The sequence below is a fragment of the Microcoleus sp. S13_B4 genome (assembly GCF_036700885.1).
In the GTDB taxonomy this organism is placed as follows: domain Bacteria; phylum Cyanobacteriota; class Cyanobacteriia; order Cyanobacteriales; family Microcoleaceae; genus Microcoleus.
Genome location: NZ_JAUBPU010000057.1, coordinates 1 through 16,626, shown reverse-complemented (window position 1 = coordinate 16,626; position 16,626 = coordinate 1). Strand labels below are relative to the sequence as shown.

Here is a 16,626-nt window from a genome sequence, read left to right as displayed (position 1 = left end):
CTAATTTATATGTACTTAGTAAAGCACTTTCAGATTAAAAAAGAGCTGACTCCGTGGGTTAGCGGACTCCTCGCCGCTTCCCTGCTGGCAGGAGTAGGCTATACAGCTTACAGCCAACTCACAGTCAAATCCAGCCGCGAAACCAGGCGCAAGGAAAAAACCGTTGCTGTCGAAAGGGTGAACCTGCCGATTACAATTTCGGCAAACGGCACAATAGTGCCCGAACGTTCCGTTAACGTCAGCCCCAAAACTTCAGGAATGCTCAAAAGTTTGCTGGTCAAGGAAGGAGATAAAGTTGAAAAAGGGCAGATTCTCGCCTACATGGACGACTCCAACCTCCAAGGGCAACTTACCCAAACTCGCGGACAACTCGCAGCCGCGGAAGCAAACCTGCAAAAATTGCTCAACGGCACTCGATCGCAGGACATTGCTGTGGCTAAGGCAGTGTTGGCAGAACAACAGGCAAGTCTGGAAAAATTGCTCAACGGCAATCGAACCCAAGACATTGCTGTAGCCCAGGCACAAGTGGCTGAGCAACAGGCAACGCTGCAAAAATTGCTCAACGGCAATCGAAGCCAGGATATTGCCGTAGCCGAGGCACAACTAGCTGAACAACAGGCAAATTTACAAAAATTGCTCAAGGGCAATCGGCCTGAAGACATCGCCCAAGCGATCGCCAAACTCAGAGATGCCGAATACGCCAAAAACCAAGCTGAGGAAGACTTTCAGAGAAATCAGGAACTCTATAATGCCGGAGCCCTTGCTTTGCAAGTTGTGAACAACTCCCGCACCGCGCGCGATCGAGCTCAAACGCAAGTCAGGCAAGCCGAACAAGCTGTAGCTTTGCTGCGATCGGGTACTCGCCCCGAAGAAATCGCTTCGGCGCGGGCTGCAGTCGAGCAAAAACGGCAAGCTTTGACCCTGGCGCGATCGGGCGCACGCCCCGAAGACATCGCTGCGGGGCGGGCTGCAGTGGAGCAAAAACGGCAAGCTTTGGCCCTGGCGCGATCGGGCGCACGCCCCGAAGACATCGCTGCGGGGCAGGCCGCAGTCGAGCAAAAACAGCAAGCTTTGGCGCTGCTAGAAGCTGGTTCTCGCCCGGAAGACATCGCCCAAGCCCGCGCCCAAGTTCTCGCCGCTAGAGGCAGCCTGCAAAGCGTTCAAGCGCTAATCGACGACACTGTGCTGCGGGCTCCTTTCACCGGCACTGTTACCCGCAAGTACGCCGATCCGGGCGCTTTTGTGACTCCCACGACGGCAGGTAGTGCGGTTTCTTCGGCGACTTCTTCTTCGATTTTGTCCTTAGCTTCAAAAAATCAATTAGTAGCAAACGTAGCAGAAACTAATATTTCTCAGATTCGGATCGGCCAGGCTGCATCTATTGAAGCCGATGCTTTTGCGGGAAAGACTTTTACAGGTAAAATTACTCAAATTTCGCCTCAGTCGATCGTCCAGCAAAATGTGACAAGTTTTGAGGTAAAAGCGGCAATTATTAATGATGATAAACAAATGCTGCGATCGGGCATGAATGTGAATGTTGAGTTTAAGGCTGGTGAACTCAAAAATGTTTTGGTAGTTCCGACTGCGGCAATTGTCCGCCAACAAAGGGAAACGGGGGTTTATGTTCCCGGTGGAGAAGATGGTAAACCTGCTTTTATGCCGATTAAGACTGGTATGACGGTGGATGATAAGACGGAAGTGCGATCGGGTTTGAAAGGAAATGAAAAAGTGCTGATGAGTTTCCCCCCGGGATTGCGGCCTAGATCCCAAAATCCATCGGGTGGGATTCCGGGTTTGCAACCGGGTGGGGGAACGCGCTTGCGTTAGTGGGAAGGAAGAAGAAAAGCACTAAACGGATTTTGACACGGATACACGGATTAATTATTGAGTGTGAGTCATATCAAATCCATTGGTATCAGAATTATGGATCTCTCTCTTCTCGGACTCTGCGCCCTCTGCGCCCTCTGCGGTTTAATCATTCAGAAACAATCGTAAACGAGATCAGATATTGAAGGAAGAAGAAAGAAAGTTTTAATTGCCCAATGCCCAATGCCCAATGCCCTATGCCCTATGCCCTATGCCCAATAACCAATAACATGAAATTACAGACTCGCCCCCGTACCAACAAAATCTCTAACGTTCAAATCGCGTTCATGGCGACTGAGGCGCTGTGGAATAATAAGTTGCGTACCAGTTTAACTATGCTGGGGGTAATTATTGGGATATCTTCGGTAATTGCTATTACTTCGGTGGGACAGGGAGTACAAAAATCAACTGAAGAACAGTTAAAGGCTTTGGGTACAAATGTGCTGTTGGTTTTATCCGGCGCTTCGCGATCGGGCGGTGTCAGTCAGGGAAGCGGTTCTGCTACTACTCTTACTTGGGATGACGCTAGGGTGATCGGCAAACAAGCTCCCGCTGTTAAGGCGATTTCGGCTTATTTGCAGCGTCAAGTGCAAGTGGTTTACGGCGGACAAAATTCATTTACTTCGATTTTGGGAACGGATTTAAACTATCCAGATGTGAAGAATATTCAACCCCAAGAAGGACGGTTTTTTAATGAGGATGAATTGAATGCTGCTGAGCCTGTAGTTGTCCTTGGTTCTAAGGTGCGGGACGAACTTTTTGGAGCCGGAGCTAATCCGCTATCCTCCGATATTCGCATTCAGGGAAACCGCTACAAGGTCATTGGAGTGATGGAAAGCAAGGGGTCTGTAGGGGGAACCGATCAGGACGATCGAGTGTATATTCCCCTCAAAAATATGTCTTCGCGGATTGTGGGGAGAAATTCTTTAGCGGGGATTGCGATCTCGGGTTTTTGGTTGCAAACTGCCGACGAAACTGATGTAGCGGATGCTCAATTTCAAGTGGAAAATATCATGCGCTTGCGCCACAATATTTATCCGCCACAGCCGGATGATTTTCGAGTTGTAAATCAAGCTGAGATCGTTAATACTTTCAGCAATGTGATAGGTTTATTTACGGTTATGGTGGGTGCGATCGCCGGAATTTCTTTGGTGGTTGGCGGCATCGGTATTGCTAATATTATGTTGGTGTCTGTTGTGGAACGCACTAAGGAAATCGGGATTCGCAAAGCGGTAGGCGCTACTAATGCAGCAATTCTAATTCAATTTATGGCGGAATCTATTTTAGTTTCCACGGTGGGGGGAACGGCGGGTATTGGGTTGGGAATTGCGATCGCCTTTGGGGCCTCGACAGCGTTCAAATTTCCGTTTGTGGTTTCTGTATGGTCGATCGCGGCGGGTTTTGGGCTGTCTTTTACTGTCGGGTTGTTAGCTGGAGTATTGCCGGCTCGGAATGCCGCTCGCTTAGATCCGATCGCAGCCTTGCGGAATGATTAAATTTAAGCAATATCAGCTCTTGTGGGGTGGGCATCCTGCCCGCCCGAAAGCCTAAATTTTAATTCAGCTTATAGTAAACCCGCTTGAAAAATCTGGTTTGCGGTGAGGTTCAAATCGGGAAAAGTTTGCGACACAATCCGATCGTTCTCTCGAAACTTGAGGATTTGATATTCACCATCAACCAAGTTACACACAGAAATTGTCGGTTGTTTGGGATTGCCAATAAAATTGCGTCCGCCCAACGCAGCATAATCCACAATCCAATATTCAGGAATACCCATCTCCTCATAATCAGCATATTTCAAATAGTAATCATCGCGCCAATTGGTTGACACAACCTCAATTACCAAAGGTATCGATGCACCCAAACTGAGGACAGATTGTTTTTGCCACAATGTTTCGTTCACCAGATTTGCACGATGCAGCACCAACACATCAGGCAAATAACCAGAATCTTTTTCAGGAGGTCTAACTATCACTTGGTTGGGGATACCGTATGGCAATCCGAGATGATTAATTTGAAGAGCAATTGCGATCGTAAGAAAGCCTGTAACTTCTTGATGTTCGCCTACTGGTTGTATTATTTCAATAATATTTCGATTGTGCAGTTCGTAGCGTACCGCCGCATTTTCTGGCAGCTACTCCACAAATTCCTCGAAGTTTACGAGCTTAGGTAAAGCTTGAGTCATAGGTTTTCAGGATTACCGATAATATAAATTATATCTCTATCTATCTGCGTTTATCTGCGTGCATCTGCGGTTACAAATTTCCATTTTTTTATAAAGTCCGCAAGTTATTGTGCCACTTATGCTGTAACCATTTCGGGTTTGATATCAGGTGATGCTGGCTCAAAATACAACACCATGATTTGCTCTGGATACAACCCGACAGATTCATAAGTGCGTCCGTTGCGATCGCTAAATTCAACCTCGAATGCTGTACCATCAGCCAACAGTTCAACTACAGTCCCTACTTGTCCGCGCCACAGATTATATTCAGGAATATCAACTATTAAGGCAACGACATCTAGTAATTTAATTGTATTCTTTTTCACTCTTATTACCTCCAGACATTACAGAGGATAGCAGGTTGTTAATCTCGGAATCTCGGAATCATGCTCAATAATCCAGCCACTCCGAAGGGTTGCACTTCTATTTTGCCATTCAATCGTGAAATCTAGGGTATAGCGTTGCCCGAACCCATCCCGCCTCCCTAACTGAGCTTCGTGAGTTTGAATGACTTCAAGCAAAATTTGGCGCAATTCCTCAGCATTGTCAGGTGTCATCCCAAGAATTGACGAAAAAAGCCGCGCTTTGTGTTTGCCATCGTCATGTTCTGGATTGAGGCAGTAGTCACGAAGTTTACGAATATCAACAACTGCATTCTTTGCATTTGGAATGAGCATAGAAAAGCTGATACGAATAAGCAGCGCTCAGTTTATCTCGAAATTTGTGATGCAGGCTAACTTTCTGGAGATTGAACTTTCGGTGTCTGAAATCCCCGTATTCTAGTAATGAAACATCTGTTATACTCGGGTGAATTGTGATTGAGGTTTGGGATGGAAGTTCGGTTGGCGCACATGGATGATTTGGATGAGGTGACGCGGTTGTTCGATCGCTATCGCATCTTTTACGGTCAGGTTTCGGAGCTTGATGCAGCCCGTCAGTTTATCCAAATGCGTTTCCAACAGGGTGACTCAACAATATTGATTGCGTTGGATGGACTTCTGGGTGTAGGTTTTACTCAGCTTTATCCGAGTTTTTCGTCAGTTTCAATGAAACGAGTTTGGATTTTGAATGATTTGTTTGTTGAAGAAACGGCTCGTCGGCAAGGTGTTGCGGCACAATTAATGCAAGCGGCGGAAAGCTTTGCACGTCAAAGGGGTGCCGTGAGAATTGCATTATCTACGCAGATAACCAATCACAGTGGACAATCACTTTACGAATCTCGTGGGTATGTCAAAGATGAGGTGTTCTATCATTACTCACTCCCGTTGTAATTCATGTATATTGCTAAATGTGTGCGATCGACTATCATTAGTGCGATCGCTCCGATCATCCGTGTATCCGTGTCACAATCCGTGTCGTGTTCTTCCAATTTTTACCAGCGAATATGTCTATCCAGTGTTATCCTCACATAGGCAAGGGCATGATGTATCGGCATCGCACTCGCAAGCCCCATTCTGACTTTCTGTTGTGGCTGAAAAAATTTCTGGGATTGCAGCGAATACCGCATATCCCAGCACCAAGCTTACAGCTAGAAAAGTTAGCACAACCGATCGTAGACGAGGAAGCTTTCTCAAACGAATAGATATAGTGGAGGTTGAGCGAATACCGATCGAGTTCCAAACAATATCATAGATGATGATGAAGAATAAAAAAAATTATAAAAATAGCGAGTTATTAGGTGCATCACAGCCTAAGCCTCTCATACTAATGGGCTATTTTTTAGCATTACTTGCAACTTTGATATGGGCGGGAAATTTCATTGTTGCCCGAGCTTTTAATCAGGATATTCTTCCAGTAGGACTAGCTTTTTGGCGATGGGCGATCGCAGTTGTAACTCTGACACCATTCGCGATCGAAACGACAATAGCGGACTGGAAATTGGTACGAAAACATCTGCCATACTTGACTGTATCAGGATTTTTAGGCGTGACTGCTTTTAACACGTTAATCTATATTGCAGGTCACACAACACAGGCGACAAACTTGTCATTAATCGCTGCTTCTTCTCCTATTTTTATCGTACTAATGTCTGCGGTTTTTTATGGCGAAATTATATCCTTGACGCGGTTCGTGGGAATTGCGCTCGCAGTCAGTGGCGTTATACTTTTGCTCGCCGGAGGTTCTTTAGAAAAATTACTAAATATTTCTTTCGCAATTGGCGATATTTATATGCTATTTGCAGCCATAATCTTCGCGGGCTACACCATGTTAGTCAAACGGAAGCCATCGTCCATGCACATCAAAACCTTTAGCTTATGTACTTTTAGTTTAGGACTATTATTCTTAGTACCCTTATATGCCCTTGAATGTTGGATTTATCATCCTGTTGTCTTTAATCCTGCCATCGTGATGACATTGGTCTACGTTGGGGTTCTTTCTTCGGTAGTGGCTTATCTGGCATGGAATCAGGCGATCGCCCTAATTGGCCCTTCCCGCACTGCTTTAATCTACTACATGATTCCAGTCTTTAGCGGTCTTGGTGCGCGGCTTATTCTCAATGAACCGATCGCCTTAGTTCATCTCTTTAGTACGATGTTAATTGTCGCCGGCATTATTATTACCAATAGACAGTAAGTATCTAACAAAACCTCCAAATTCATAGCGCATCAATCCGCGTTCATCAGCGGTTAAAAAACAAAAACATCAATAAACTAGAAGGGTGTTTGAGAGTTTTCGAGTAGTTTGAAGAGTTGATGTTATCTCAAATCCGCGCTTCATCGGAATTATTCATCTCTCTCTTCTCGGAATCTGTGTTTTCTTTATTCTAGAAATGTTAAATCATTCCGATCCAACCGGATTTGATATTAAAGGGCGATCGCTATTGCCCTTTCCGATCAAAAAATGTACCAAAAAAATTGCACCCACTCCTCAAAGAAGTAGGTGCTCATAAAACAACAAAATGTACTTTGAGTTCTAAAAACTCAAAACTCCCTTAATAGGCGTCTTGCAATTCGTAGAAATCAGGGGAAATGTAATCCTTCCGCAGCGGCCAGCCTACCCAATCTTCGTTCATCAAAATCCGTTTCAGATTCGGATGTCCTTCATAAACGATGCCGTACATATCGTAGGATTCCCGCTCTTGAAAGTCGGCTGCTTTCCAAATCCAGTAGACTGATGGCACTCTGGGATCTTCGCGGGGTACGAATACTTTGACGCGGACTTCTTCAGGCTTGGAAGCATTGTCTGTCAGTTTAACCAAGTGGTAGACGCTGACTAAATCTTGTCCCGGCCCTTGGTCGTAGGCGCACTGGCACTGCATATAATTAAACCCGTAGGCATACAGTGCTGTTGACATCGGAATTAAGAATTCTCGATCGACCTTTAATATCTCCACGCCCAAATTATCGGCCGCTAAAGCTTCGTGTTCAAAGCCATTCTGAGTCAACCACTGGGAAACCTTCCCGGCTTCAACAATTGCAGATTCTGTCTCAGCCACGGTTTACCTCCTGTTTTTGTCCTGCAAGCAGGGCCGGCGGTACAGGCATTCCCATTGCTTCTGTCAATTCCTTCGGCGGCGCTATCCGGCCTGGAATAGACAAGTATTTGCCGTCCAAAATGTCGTCTACTACTTTCATTTTGTGGGGTCTGGTGTAGTAGCGGTGGGTTGGCAGCAAATTGGCCCGTTCTTGCATGGAATTGTTGGCGATTTTTTTCCGCAGTTTGATAATTGCGTCAATAATCGCTTCTGGGCGGGGGGGACAGCCGGGGATGTACACGTCTACTGGAATCAGTTTGTCAACGCCGCGCACTGCTGTGGTGGAGTCCATGCTGAACATTCCGCCGGTGATCGTGCAGGCGCCCATCGCGATGACGTATTTGGGTTCCGGCATTTGTTCGTACAGCCGCACCAAGATGGGGGCGTACTTCATGGTAATTGTGCCGGCGGTGATGATCAAGTCGGCTTGCCGGGGGCTCGATCGCGGTACTAAGCCGAATCTGTCGAAGTCAAAGCGCGATCCGATCAAAGCTGCAAATTCAATGAAGCAGCAGGCCGTGCCGAAAAGCAGCGGCCACAGGCTCGAAAGTCTCGCCCAATTGTAGAGGTCATCCACTGTTGTCAGGATGACGTTCTCTGAGAGTTGGGATGTGACTTCCGGGCGCTCGACAGGGTTGATCAGCGCTTTTTGTGATTTGTCAGAACTTAAGACCATTCCAAGGCTCCTTTGCGCCACGCATAGACAAGAGCAATAACGAGGATCGTGATAAAAAACAAGGCTTCGATAAAAGCCAACAGTCCTAGCTGGTTGAAAGCAACCGCCCAAGGATAGAGGAAGACCGTCTCTACGTCGAAGATGACGAAGACCAAGGCGAACATATAATATCTGATGTTGAACTGAATCCAGGCTCCGCCGATCGGCTCGACGCCGGATTCGTAGGTAGTGCGTCGGTCGTAGGGACGACTTTTGGGCCGCAGAACCTTAGACGCCGTGAGGGCGAGGATAGGGACTAGGCTGGAAATTAACAGGAAGCCTAAGAAATACTCGTAGCCGCTGAGTGCAAACACGGTGAATAATTACTGCCTAGGTGAAAGGGTTCTGTAACTTGTCTGTTACATTATATAGATTTTGGGTAGCTAAAATTACGAGTTGGTTGAGATTAATCATCCATCTTCTGCAATAATTTTTAATGTATATTTTAAGATTAGCTTACCTACTCTTTTGGAGCTATGAGCGATCAAGCCACTGAAACTAAAACCCTTGATCGGCACGAGTGCCGCGCCTGCGGCTACGTCTACAATCCGAAAAAGGGCGATCCTAAAATTGGCATTGCCCCGGGCACGGCTTTTGAAGATTTGCCCCAAACTTGGGTCTGCCCCGTTTGTGCAGCGCGCAAGTCGATGTTTCAAAATCTCGGTCAGATGGAAGGGGTATCGGGATTTAAGGCAAATCAGCGCTACGGTGTCGGTGTCAACGGCATGACCGAAGGTCAGAAAAGTTTGCTGATTTTTGGCGGCTTGGTCGTTGGTTTCTTGTTGTTACTTAGTATGTATGGTTTGCAGTAAAACGATTGTGAGATTTTGGCAACGAATTGTAATGTTATTGGCCGCTGCGCTCATCTGTACGAGTTGCAGCACCATCGGTTCTGTGAGTTACAACCCCTGGCAAGTGGTTTCCTTGCCGACGGAAGCTAATTTGCAGGATATTGCCTTTACGGGCAATCCTCAACACGGCTGGGTTGTGGGTTCTGAGGCGACTCTGCTCGAAACCCTTGACGGCGGTACTAGCTGGAAGTCTATAGCACTGGATATCGACGATCCGAGGTCGCGTTTTGCGTCGGTGAGTTTTTCGGGTTCCGAAGGCTGGATTGTCGGCCAGCCTTCTGTTTTGCTCCACACGAACGATGAGGGTAAGTCTTGGACGCGGATTGCTTTGAGCAGTCAGTTGCCTGGTTCTCCGAGTACGATCGCAGCTTTGGGCCCGAATTCCGCCGAAATGACGACCGATGTGGGGGCGATTTACCGGACTTCTGACGGTGGCAAAAATTGGAAAGCTGTCGTGCTGGATTCTTTTGGGGTAGTTCGCAACATCAACCGTTCTGAAGATGGGCAGTATGTAGCGGTATCCTCGAAGGGTAATTTCTATTCGGTGTGGAAACCCGGACAAGAAGCTTGGGAACCTCACAACCGCAACAGTTCTCGCCGCCTGCAAAATATGGGCTTTACCAAGGACGGGCGTTTGTGGATGCTCGCCCGCGGCGGTCAGATTCAGTTTAGCGACCCGTCCAATCCTGAAGGTTGGGGAAAACCGTTTTTTCCCGATCGCAAAGCGAGTTGGGGTTTGCTGGACATGGCTTACCGGACTGATAATGAAGTTTGGGTAGCCGGCGGCGGCGGCAATTTGCTGTGCAGTTTGGACGGCGGGAAAACTTGGCTAAAAGACCGCGAAGTAGAAGATGTTCCCGCTAATTTTTACAGGATTGTCTTTATGGGCTCCGATCGCGGATTTGTGATCGGCGCGAGCGGTACTTTACTTAAATATCAAGGTTCAGCGCAAGCGGCTTGATAGTAGAATAGTAATAGAGATTGTCTGTCAATTTGTTGTTGAAAGGAGGATTCTAAATGGCTGGTACAACTGGAGAACGTCCGTTTGGGGACATTATTACAAGTATCCGTTATTGGGTAATTCACAGCATCACCATTCCGGCTTTGTTTATTGCTGGATGGCTGTTTGTGCAAACGGGTTTGGCTTACGATGCTTTCGGAACTCCTCGCCCTAACCAATATTTCACACCGCAGCGGGAAGAAGTGCCGATTATCTCGGATCGCTTTGAAGCTAAGAAACAAGTAGATCAGTTCATTGCCAAGTAATTTAACAAGGATTTGGAAAAATGACGAGCAGAACCCCCAACAATGAGCCAATTTCGTATCCGATTTTTACGGTGCGCTGGTTGGCAGTTCATACTTTAGGTGTCCCAACAATTTTCTTTTTGGGCGCGATCGCAGCAATGCAATTTATTCAACGATAGGAGTTTACAATGCCTGAGCGCGTTCCTAATCCCAACGAGCAGCCTGTTGAGTTAAACCGGACTTCTTTGTATTTGGGTTTGTTGCTGATTTTTGTTTTGGGTATTTTGTTTTCCAGTTATTTCTTTAATTAACTGGTGTTTGAGTTTGCTTTCAATAGTTCGATCGAATGTGTTTAGCTGTGAATTAGTGAGGTGATGGCTATGTTTAGTGAAAGTGGCAGAATTCCTTTGTGGCTGGTAGCTACTGTCGCAGGTCTCGGTGTTCTGGGCATTGTGAGCCTTTTCTTCTACGGTGCTTATGCCGGTTTGGGTTCTTCGATGTAAGGAGAATCAAGCTGATTTTCGGCTTTTAACCCCCCTTAAAAAAGGGGGTTTTTAATTATTAGGCGAATTGTGCTGGTAAATCTAGGATTAATTTTAGAGAAAGTGTTGATTAGACGAGCAATTGCATAAATTTTTGACCGATAGACCGCAGATGAAAGGCAGATAAACACAGAGTAACGCAGATAATTTCAAGAATTGAGAGTGAATGAATGCAATTGCTCGTCTATTGTTTGACAAGTTTATGATCAGTTGCTGCTAGTCGATGAGAGCGAGATTATTTGTGGTTGGGAAAATGTGCTCAATAAATCGCTCCGGGGTAGGTTGAGGAAAAACCCCAAAATCCCTGGTCACTAGCGGACGATCGCTAAGAGAGTGTGAGCAGATCGTGAAATTAGCCAAAAGTTGCTAGTAGAATGGTGCAAGAGCCGATCGCTCGATCGTAGTGCACAGCGAAATATGACCCCACCGCCGCCCCGCAAACCTCAAACCGTCTTGGGTGCGATTACCCAAGCAGTCCAGACTATTGCCAAGGTTAATTTTAACCAGCTAGTGCTGAAACCGAACGCCAAAGTACCCGAACTGTGGGTACAGGATGCGGGTGCAGCTAAAGCTGAGGTTTATCCGCTGTTGGGCGATCGATATTTGTTAGGTCGATCGTCCAAATCTTCAGATATTGTAGTTCGCAATCCCGTAGTCAGTCACGTGCACTTATCCCTGTCGCGCGATACTCGGCGGCGGACTCCTTTTGTGATCAAAGATGAAGACTCCACAAACGGCATTTACAGCGGCAAAAGGCGAGTTAAAAGTATGTCCCTGCGTCACGGAGACGTGTTCACTTTAGGCCCGCCGGAACTAGCCGCCGCTGTCAGAATTCAGTACGTATATCCGCCGCCTTGGTATGTCCAACTTGTGCGTTACAGCTTTTACGGCGTCAGCGGAATCACCGCTTTGATTGCGGTTTTGGTAGGTATGGAATCGACCAAGTTTCACGTGCGGCCTCTGCCGAGAAGTATCAATGGCCCCGTGATTGTTTACGCCCGTGACGGGCAAACTCCCCTGCGTCCTCCTCAGAATAACGCTCACTTAGAATTAAAGCAATTGCAGGATTTTTCGCCTTATTTATCCAAGGCGGTACTTGCTTCGGAAGATAGCCGCTACAATTGGCATTTGGGGGTAGATCCGCTGGGCGTTTTGCGAGCACTTTTAACTAATGTTCGCGGGGGCGGAATTCGTGAAGGTGGTAGCACTCTGACCCAGCAGTTGGCGAGGAGTTTGTTTCGAGATTATGTGGGAACTCAAGATTCGGCGGGACGCAAGTTTCGGGAAGCCGTAGTTGCTTTGAAAATGGAGAATTATTACAGCAAAGATGAGCTGTTGCTGACTTATTTAAATCGCGTGTTTTTGGGAATTGACCTTTACGGTTTTGAGGATGCGTCTCGGTTTTATTTTGGCAAATCCGCAAAGGATTTAACTTTGTCAGAGGCCGCAACTTTGGCGGGGATTTTGCCTGCGCCAAACAGTTTTAATCCGATTCAAAATTATCAATTGGCGGTGCAGTACCGCGATCGAGTGATCGAACGGATGCGGGCTATGGGGACGGTTTCTCAGGAAGAAGCCGATCGCGCGAGGCGATCGCGCATTGAGATCAATCCCAAAGCTCGTCAATATCTGCAAAGTACGATCGCTCCTTATTTCTACAGTTATGTATTTGACGAATTGGAGTTTTTGCTGGGGGAGCAGTTAGCCAGAGAAGGCAATTTTATTGTAGAAACAGGTTTGAATCCCGGCCTGCAAAAAGTGGCTGAAGCTTCCCTCAAAAATGCTGTAGAAAATGTTGGAACGAGTGCAGGTTTTTCTCAAGGAGCCGTGGTAACTCTCAATTCTGGAACCGGGGAAGTCTTAGCTTTAGTTGGGGGCGTAGATTATTTGCAAAGTCAGTTTAATCGGGCTACCCAAGCTTTGAGACAGCCCGGTTCTACATTTAAAATTTTTACCTATGCAGCCGCCCTCGAACGCGGAATACCAGCGAGCAAAACTTATTCTTGCGAACCGCTTTCCTGGGGCGGACAAAGTTACAGCGGCTGCGAAAGAACCAGCGGCACTGCTGATATGTACCGGGGTTTAGCACAGTCGGAAAATGCAATTGCTTTGAGAGTAGCACAAGATGTTGGTTTAGACAATGTAGTGGGAATGGCTAGACGTTTAGGGATTACATCTCCACTGAATTTGGCCCCAGGTTTAGTATTAGGTGAAAGTGAAGTTAATGTATTGCAATTAACGGGTGCTTTCGGGGTTTTGGCGAACCGGGGTTTGGGCAATCGCCCCCACGTAATCAAGCGAATTATTGACAGCAGCGATTGCAAAGATAGGAATAATTTTAACAGTTGTCGGGTGATTTATGACTATCAAAAAGATGGCATTGCTAATCGGCAGTTAGTTTCTGAAGCCGTAGCGGATACGATGACTGATATGCTGCAAGGTGTGGTGCGGGGAGGTACTGGTAGCAGTGCTGCTTTGGGGTTGGGAGAAGCTGGCAAAACAGGCACGACTAATGATAATAGAGATTTGTGGTTTGTCGGTTATATTCCGAGTCAGCAACTGGTGACAGGAGTTTGGTTGGGAAATGATGATAATTCTCCGACTGGGGGAGGTAGTGCAAATGCTGCTCAGTTGTGGGGGGAGTATATGCGGCAGGTGGCGCGTTGAGTGGATGCGGGGATTGGACGAATTTTGATACGGCATTGAAATATACAATTTAAATGCCGGTGAGATTCGTTTAGCCGAAACCCGAAAGGGAGTTCTAACTTCATGGCAGGTAGATTTGAGATTTTTAGCGGAATTCTCAATTTTCTACCTGCTCTGCTGTCTGTTGAAACTATCGCAGGCAGTTTTTTTTTGAGAAAGCATCCGCCACCTCAAAGAGAACGTCAACGGTCGCTGGCACCGATCTTATGGTTGAGTCTCATAGCTGATCGCCAGCGACCGTTGCCGTTCTTGTATGGACGTTTGCCAGTCTTTGGGCGATCGCACTTTTTGACCTGCTTAGTCTAAACTCCAATTCCATATCGTCGGGGGGATTAGCCATAAAGTCTTCTAGAGAAACATTTTCTGATAAAACGGCAGCCATTACCATAGCTATTTACCTCCTTATAACTCCTAATTAACTTCGACGGTAAGGTAGGAATCACGCACCCTACATTTTATCTTTCTTTGTCAACCCCATTACGAATGCCCAATGCCCAATCTAATCAATCTCAATTTGATTGGGAGGTTTAGGTTGATTCTGTTTGTCATCCTTCAAAGTTTTACGCCCAGAACTAGCATAGTCCTTGTACAATTCCACAAACATCTTTGTCAACTGCTGCAAAGAAAGTTGTTCCCCATTAATTTGAGCTTTCATATAAGCTTTAAGCACTTCAATGTAAGCCAAACCGAGAGCAAGCGTGAGAGTTGCTGCGGTTGCACCGGAGATAGCACCGCCGACAACTGTACCCGCACCAGGAATCATTTTAATCAAATTAGTAACAATACTTCGGCCGACAGCAGTAACCCCGCCAGCGCCGCTAATAGCAGACAGCATCGCCGAAATAAACCCCTTATCAAAGGGCATTCCAAAAATCACAGTAATATTAGCAATCATTGCCGTTTGCATCGTCATCAAAATCGGCGCATCAGCAAACGGTACAGGAGTCGCGCCGACAATTGCAGAACCTGCAACATAAGCACTTAGATACTTAAATGCCATATCAGATTTGAGCGCAATATTTGCAATTTGTTCTTTAACAAAAGCTTTTTTAGCTACTTCCGGCAGCAGTTGAAAAGTTGCATCTACCAACTTATCTAAACCGTGAGATTTTACTGTATAATCCTCATCTATTTCTTCCGGTTCAGCCATGACGGGGATAATTTGACTGACTGGCAAATTCATGTGTTCCAGTTGCTTGAAAAACTCGCCCGGCTTTTTAGATGTCGTCTGAGTCAGCACTAAAAGGACTGGTACGTCTTTGACTTCCATTTCTTTTAGCCAGTTTTCCTCGACAGATTCTATTCTATTGGCGCTGTGATTGATGCAGTACCAGATGACGTGAATGTGTTCTTTTGGGTGCAGGAGTCTTTGGTCTTCAATCAGTTTAGCAACGTTTAATTGAATAACTTTAATTTGTTCGGCGTTGAGTTCGAGTCCAGGAGTATCGTAGACTGTAATTGGGCAATTCGGTTTGGTATATTGGCGAATACCTTGAGTGATGGGGCGGCCGACTCCGGTTTCTGCTAAGCGTTGGCGAAAAACGGAATTTATCAGGGTACTTTTGCCGACTCCGGTTTTGCCGATGACTAAAACATTGCACTGTCCCACTTGGTTTTCTGCGTCTTTGAAGGCGTAATAACTTCTATTTAAAAGCTCGTCTAAGGAAAAGTCGTCTGACATGGCGGTTTGCTCCGATAAGGGTGGGATATTAATTAAATACCACCGAATAGAATTTCGATGCTATAGAAACGAAGTCCGTGAAGGCGGACTGGCGGAGTATTAAGAATATTGTAGCAATTTGATTTCAGAACTGGTGCAACGGGTAGAGGAGAGTTTTGTGTTGCGTGCTGCTACATGAAAGGTTGTTAAATTTAGTTTAAGCTAGCAATCGATCGACCTCGATGCTAAAACCGATCAGGATTTGTTGGGTGGTGGCGGTATCGCCGGATCTAAATGTGAATATCTGATTTTGAGTCATCACGAATATTAAACGACTTTCGGGAAAAACTAACCAAACTTCCTGACAGCTAGATTCTAAATATTCCTGTGCTTTGAGAAAGACATCTTCAGCAATATCGGTGGGTGAAACTATTTCGGCAATTAGGGGGAAACTTTGGGGTAAAGTGGCAAGATTGCCAAATTGTGCAACTAATTCGGGTGTGAGATAAGCGACATCGGGGCGGCGAATTTGTTGCTTAGTGCGGCAAGGAACCTCGACATAAGCCTCTCCACCTTGTCCGCTAGAATCTTTGTGATTTTTCCAAGCATCCCCCAGGCTTAACTGAATTTTACCCGTCTTTAGTGTCATGCCATTTTTCTCCACAAGTTGGCCGTCTACCAATTCCATGTTATCGGGCGGAGCGACCGTGAACTCTTCTAGAGCTAAATTGTCTGATATTATGGTGGCAGTGACCATAGTTATTTCCTCGTTTTTACAAAATTCACTTGTTACTATTATGACCGATCGCCCTTGCCGATCGCACTTTGACCGACACTGCTGAAATTATACTGTAACGCCGTCAGGCCGAGCAACGTAGGCTGACTTGCTTCTAATAGCGACAGCTTTTAACCTGTCGGTTGTCGGCATTACGGGTATTTCCGGCGATCGACTTATGCAAATAAATCAGTTTCTCGGCTCATTTTTACAGAACAGCACGCAGAGGGAACCTTACAATAGCGACATTCCCAATCCCTAGGTTTTGGGTTGGGAGGTTGAGAATTACAAAGCATGGCGATTAACTGCTGCAAACGCTGTCTAAATTGCTCATTAACATACCACTTGGGAATATCTAAAATGCCATCTCCATAAACTAAGCGACCGTGCGGAATGTGACCTTTAAATAGATTTTTGGTTTCCGGCGCAAAGGGCAACATTGACATATAGAGAAGCACTTGCATTTTATGGGAATCTTTGCGCTTGCCGGGGGTGCATCTCACTTTGGCGAATATGTCGCAAAAGGGTTAAAATGGAAAAGCTAGTAAAATTGCCAAAAAATATGAG

22 protein-coding genes are annotated in these 16,626 nt (G+C 46.2%); 12 read left to right on the top strand and 10 right to left on the bottom strand.

From position 1 onward, the window contains the following. Positions 1-9 precede the first annotated feature (9 nt). Both QT994_RS22340 and QT994_RS22335 read left to right on the top strand, forming a co-directional pair. The gene (locus QT994_RS22340) at positions 10-1,827 is read left to right on the top strand and encodes an efflux RND transporter periplasmic adaptor subunit (RefSeq protein WP_333178275.1); all 1,818 of its coding nucleotides are present in this window, start codon (positions 10-12) and stop codon (positions 1,825-1,827) included. A 269-nt stretch (positions 1,828-2,096) separates the two neighbouring features. Beyond that, positions 2,097-3,362 (top strand): ABC transporter permease, encoded by a 1,266-nt coding sequence (locus QT994_RS22335; protein ID WP_333178271.1) that lies wholly within the window; start codon positions 2,097-2,099, stop codon positions 3,360-3,362. A gap of 68 nt (positions 3,363-3,430) precedes the next feature. Here QT994_RS22335 and QT994_RS22330 read toward each other — a convergent pair whose 3' ends face one another. From QT994_RS22330 to QT994_RS22320, 3 genes are all read right to left on the bottom strand, one after another. After that, positions 3,431-4,000 carry a Uma2 family endonuclease gene (locus QT994_RS22330; protein WP_333178325.1) on the bottom strand — a complete coding sequence of 190 codons (570 nt, stop codon included), beginning with the start codon at positions 3,998-4,000 and terminating at the stop codon, positions 3,431-3,433. Positions 4,001-4,167: 167 nt separating this feature from the next. Continuing rightward, positions 4,168-4,416 carry a DUF4926 domain-containing protein gene (locus QT994_RS22325; RefSeq protein WP_333178270.1) on the bottom strand — a complete coding sequence of 83 codons (249 nt, stop codon included), beginning with the start codon at positions 4,414-4,416 and terminating at the stop codon, positions 4,168-4,170. A gap of 18 nt (positions 4,417-4,434) precedes the next feature. After that, positions 4,435-4,767 (bottom strand): DUF6883 domain-containing protein, encoded by a 333-nt coding sequence (locus tag QT994_RS22320; RefSeq protein ID WP_333178268.1) that lies wholly within the window; start codon positions 4,765-4,767, stop codon positions 4,435-4,437. A 153-nt stretch (positions 4,768-4,920) separates the two neighbouring features. On the opposite strand from QT994_RS22320, the gene QT994_RS22315 reads away from it, so the two are divergent. The 3 genes from QT994_RS22315 (at position 4,921) to QT994_RS22305 (ending at position 6,664) form a co-directional block, all read left to right on the top strand. Next, the gene (locus QT994_RS22315) at positions 4,921-5,361 is read left to right on the top strand and encodes a GNAT family N-acetyltransferase (protein WP_333178266.1); all 441 of its coding nucleotides are present in this window, start codon (positions 4,921-4,923) and stop codon (positions 5,359-5,361) included. 113 nt (positions 5,362-5,474) lie between these two features. Next, complete coding sequence (locus tag QT994_RS22310; RefSeq protein WP_333178263.1) at positions 5,475-5,672, top strand: hypothetical protein; 198 nt, start codon at positions 5,475-5,477, stop codon at positions 5,670-5,672. 125 nt (positions 5,673-5,797) lie between these two features. Further along, positions 5,798-6,664, top strand: coding sequence for a DMT family transporter (locus tag QT994_RS22305; protein WP_333178259.1), 867 nt, complete (start codon positions 5,798-5,800; stop codon positions 6,662-6,664). Positions 6,665-7,022: 358 nt separating this feature from the next. Here QT994_RS22305 and QT994_RS22300 read toward each other — a convergent pair whose 3' ends face one another. From QT994_RS22300 to ndhC, 3 genes are read right to left on the bottom strand one after another with little or no spacing between them, the layout of a single operon-like run. Next, on the bottom strand, positions 7,023-7,526 hold the full coding sequence (locus QT994_RS22300) for an NAD(P)H-quinone oxidoreductase subunit J (protein ID WP_172190238.1): 504 nt from the start codon (positions 7,524-7,526) through the stop codon (positions 7,023-7,025). Continuing rightward, positions 7,519-8,241: a photosynthetic/respiratory NAD(P)H-quinone oxidoreductase subunit K gene (gene ndhK / locus QT994_RS22295; protein WP_190736118.1), complete on the bottom strand. Its 723-nt coding sequence runs from the start codon at positions 8,239-8,241 to the stop codon at positions 7,519-7,521. The genes QT994_RS22300 and ndhK overlap by 8 nt, the downstream gene beginning before the upstream one ends. After that, a complete protein-coding gene (ndhC, locus tag QT994_RS22290; RefSeq protein ID WP_006635500.1) occupies positions 8,232-8,594 on the bottom strand; it encodes a photosynthetic/respiratory NAD(P)H-quinone oxidoreductase subunit C in 363 nt (120 codons plus the stop codon). Before ndhC ends, ndhK begins: the two co-directional genes overlap by 10 nt. Positions 8,595-8,756: 162 nt before the next feature. On the opposite strand from ndhC, the gene QT994_RS22285 reads away from it, so the two are divergent. The 7 genes from QT994_RS22285 (at position 8,757) to QT994_RS22255 (ending at position 13,585) form a co-directional block, all read left to right on the top strand. After that, positions 8,757-9,092, top strand: a complete 336-nt coding sequence (locus QT994_RS22285) for a rubredoxin (RefSeq protein ID WP_333178255.1) — start codon at positions 8,757-8,759, stop codon at positions 9,090-9,092. Then, positions 9,079-10,092 (top strand): photosynthesis system II assembly factor Ycf48, encoded by a 1,014-nt coding sequence (locus QT994_RS22280; protein ID WP_333178252.1) that lies wholly within the window; start codon positions 9,079-9,081, stop codon positions 10,090-10,092. Before QT994_RS22285 ends, QT994_RS22280 begins: the two co-directional genes overlap by 14 nt. A 56-nt stretch (positions 10,093-10,148) precedes the next feature. After that, positions 10,149-10,397: a cytochrome b559 subunit alpha gene (gene psbE / locus QT994_RS22275; RefSeq protein ID WP_006635503.1), complete on the top strand. Its 249-nt coding sequence runs from the start codon at positions 10,149-10,151 to the stop codon at positions 10,395-10,397. Between the two features lie 20 nt (positions 10,398-10,417). Then, a complete protein-coding gene (gene psbF, locus QT994_RS22270; protein ID WP_006635504.1) occupies positions 10,418-10,555 on the top strand; it encodes a cytochrome b559 subunit beta in 138 nt (45 codons plus the stop codon). A gap of 9 nt (positions 10,556-10,564) precedes the next feature. Beyond that, complete coding sequence (locus QT994_RS22265) at positions 10,565-10,687, top strand: photosystem II reaction center protein L (protein WP_015176850.1); 123 nt, start codon at positions 10,565-10,567, stop codon at positions 10,685-10,687. A 69-nt stretch (positions 10,688-10,756) separates the two neighbouring features. Next, on the top strand, positions 10,757-10,879 hold the full coding sequence (locus tag QT994_RS22260; protein WP_333050400.1) for a photosystem II reaction center protein J: 123 nt from the start codon (positions 10,757-10,759) through the stop codon (positions 10,877-10,879). A 456-nt stretch (positions 10,880-11,335) separates the two neighbouring features. Then, entirely contained in the window at positions 11,336-13,585 is a 2,250-nt protein-coding gene (locus tag QT994_RS22255; RefSeq protein WP_333178249.1) for a transglycosylase domain-containing protein, read from the top strand. A gap of 256 nt (positions 13,586-13,841) precedes the next feature. Here QT994_RS22255 and QT994_RS22250 read toward each other — a convergent pair whose 3' ends face one another. The 4 genes from QT994_RS22250 to QT994_RS22235 form a co-directional block, all read right to left on the bottom strand. Continuing rightward, a complete protein-coding gene (locus QT994_RS22250) occupies positions 13,842-14,006 on the bottom strand; it encodes a hypothetical protein (protein WP_333178246.1) in 165 nt (54 codons plus the stop codon). A 117-nt stretch (positions 14,007-14,123) separates the two neighbouring features. Then, on the bottom strand, positions 14,124-15,305 hold the full coding sequence (locus QT994_RS22245) for a GTPase (protein ID WP_333050404.1): 1,182 nt from the start codon (positions 15,303-15,305) through the stop codon (positions 14,124-14,126). 196 nt (positions 15,306-15,501) lie between these two features. Beyond that, on the bottom strand, positions 15,502-16,041 hold the full coding sequence (locus QT994_RS22240) for a Uma2 family endonuclease (protein ID WP_333178241.1): 540 nt from the start codon (positions 16,039-16,041) through the stop codon (positions 15,502-15,504). Between the two features lie 194 nt (positions 16,042-16,235). Then, positions 16,236-16,523, bottom strand: a complete 288-nt coding sequence (locus QT994_RS22235; protein ID WP_333178238.1) for a hypothetical protein — start codon at positions 16,521-16,523, stop codon at positions 16,236-16,238. Positions 16,524-16,626 lie beyond the last annotated feature (103 nt).

Coding starts and splice junctions, on each gene's coding strand:
- QT994_RS22255 (WP_333178249.1), top strand. CDS start 11,336: ATGACCCCACCGCCGCCCCGCAAACCTCAAACCGTCTTGGGTGCGATT.
- QT994_RS22340 (WP_333178275.1), top strand. CDS start 10: ATGTACTTAGTAAAGCACTTTCAGATTAAAAAAGAGCTGACTCCGTGG.
- psbF (WP_006635504.1), top strand. CDS start 10,418: ATGACGAGCAGAACCCCCAACAATGAGCCAATTTCGTATCCGATTTTT.
- QT994_RS22260 (WP_333050400.1), top strand. CDS start 10,757: ATGTTTAGTGAAAGTGGCAGAATTCCTTTGTGGCTGGTAGCTACTGTC.
- QT994_RS22265 (WP_015176850.1), top strand. CDS start 10,565: ATGCCTGAGCGCGTTCCTAATCCCAACGAGCAGCCTGTTGAGTTAAAC.
- QT994_RS22320 (WP_333178268.1), bottom strand. CDS start 4,767: ATGCTCATTCCAAATGCAAAGAATGCAGTTGTTGATATTCGTAAACTT.
- QT994_RS22280 (WP_333178252.1), top strand. CDS start 9,079: ATGGTTTGCAGTAAAACGATTGTGAGATTTTGGCAACGAATTGTAATG.
- QT994_RS22285 (WP_333178255.1), top strand. CDS start 8,757: ATGAGCGATCAAGCCACTGAAACTAAAACCCTTGATCGGCACGAGTGC.
- psbE (WP_006635503.1), top strand. CDS start 10,149: ATGGCTGGTACAACTGGAGAACGTCCGTTTGGGGACATTATTACAAGT.
- QT994_RS22335 (WP_333178271.1), top strand. CDS start 2,097: ATGAAATTACAGACTCGCCCCCGTACCAACAAAATCTCTAACGTTCAA.
- QT994_RS22240 (WP_333178241.1), bottom strand. CDS start 16,041: ATGGTCACTGCCACCATAATATCAGACAATTTAGCTCTAGAAGAGTTC.
- QT994_RS22315 (WP_333178266.1), top strand. CDS start 4,921: ATGGAAGTTCGGTTGGCGCACATGGATGATTTGGATGAGGTGACGCGG.
- QT994_RS22250 (WP_333178246.1), bottom strand. CDS start 14,006: ATGGCTGCCGTTTTATCAGAAAATGTTTCTCTAGAAGACTTTATGGCT.
- QT994_RS22310 (WP_333178263.1), top strand. CDS start 5,475: ATGTCTATCCAGTGTTATCCTCACATAGGCAAGGGCATGATGTATCGG.
- QT994_RS22235 (WP_333178238.1), bottom strand. CDS start 16,523: ATGCAAGTGCTTCTCTATATGTCAATGTTGCCCTTTGCGCCGGAAACC.
- ndhK (WP_190736118.1), bottom strand. CDS start 8,241: ATGGTCTTAAGTTCTGACAAATCACAAAAAGCGCTGATCAACCCTGTC.
- QT994_RS22245 (WP_333050404.1), bottom strand. CDS start 15,305: ATGTCAGACGACTTTTCCTTAGACGAGCTTTTAAATAGAAGTTATTAC.
- QT994_RS22305 (WP_333178259.1), top strand. CDS start 5,798: ATGGGCTATTTTTTAGCATTACTTGCAACTTTGATATGGGCGGGAAAT.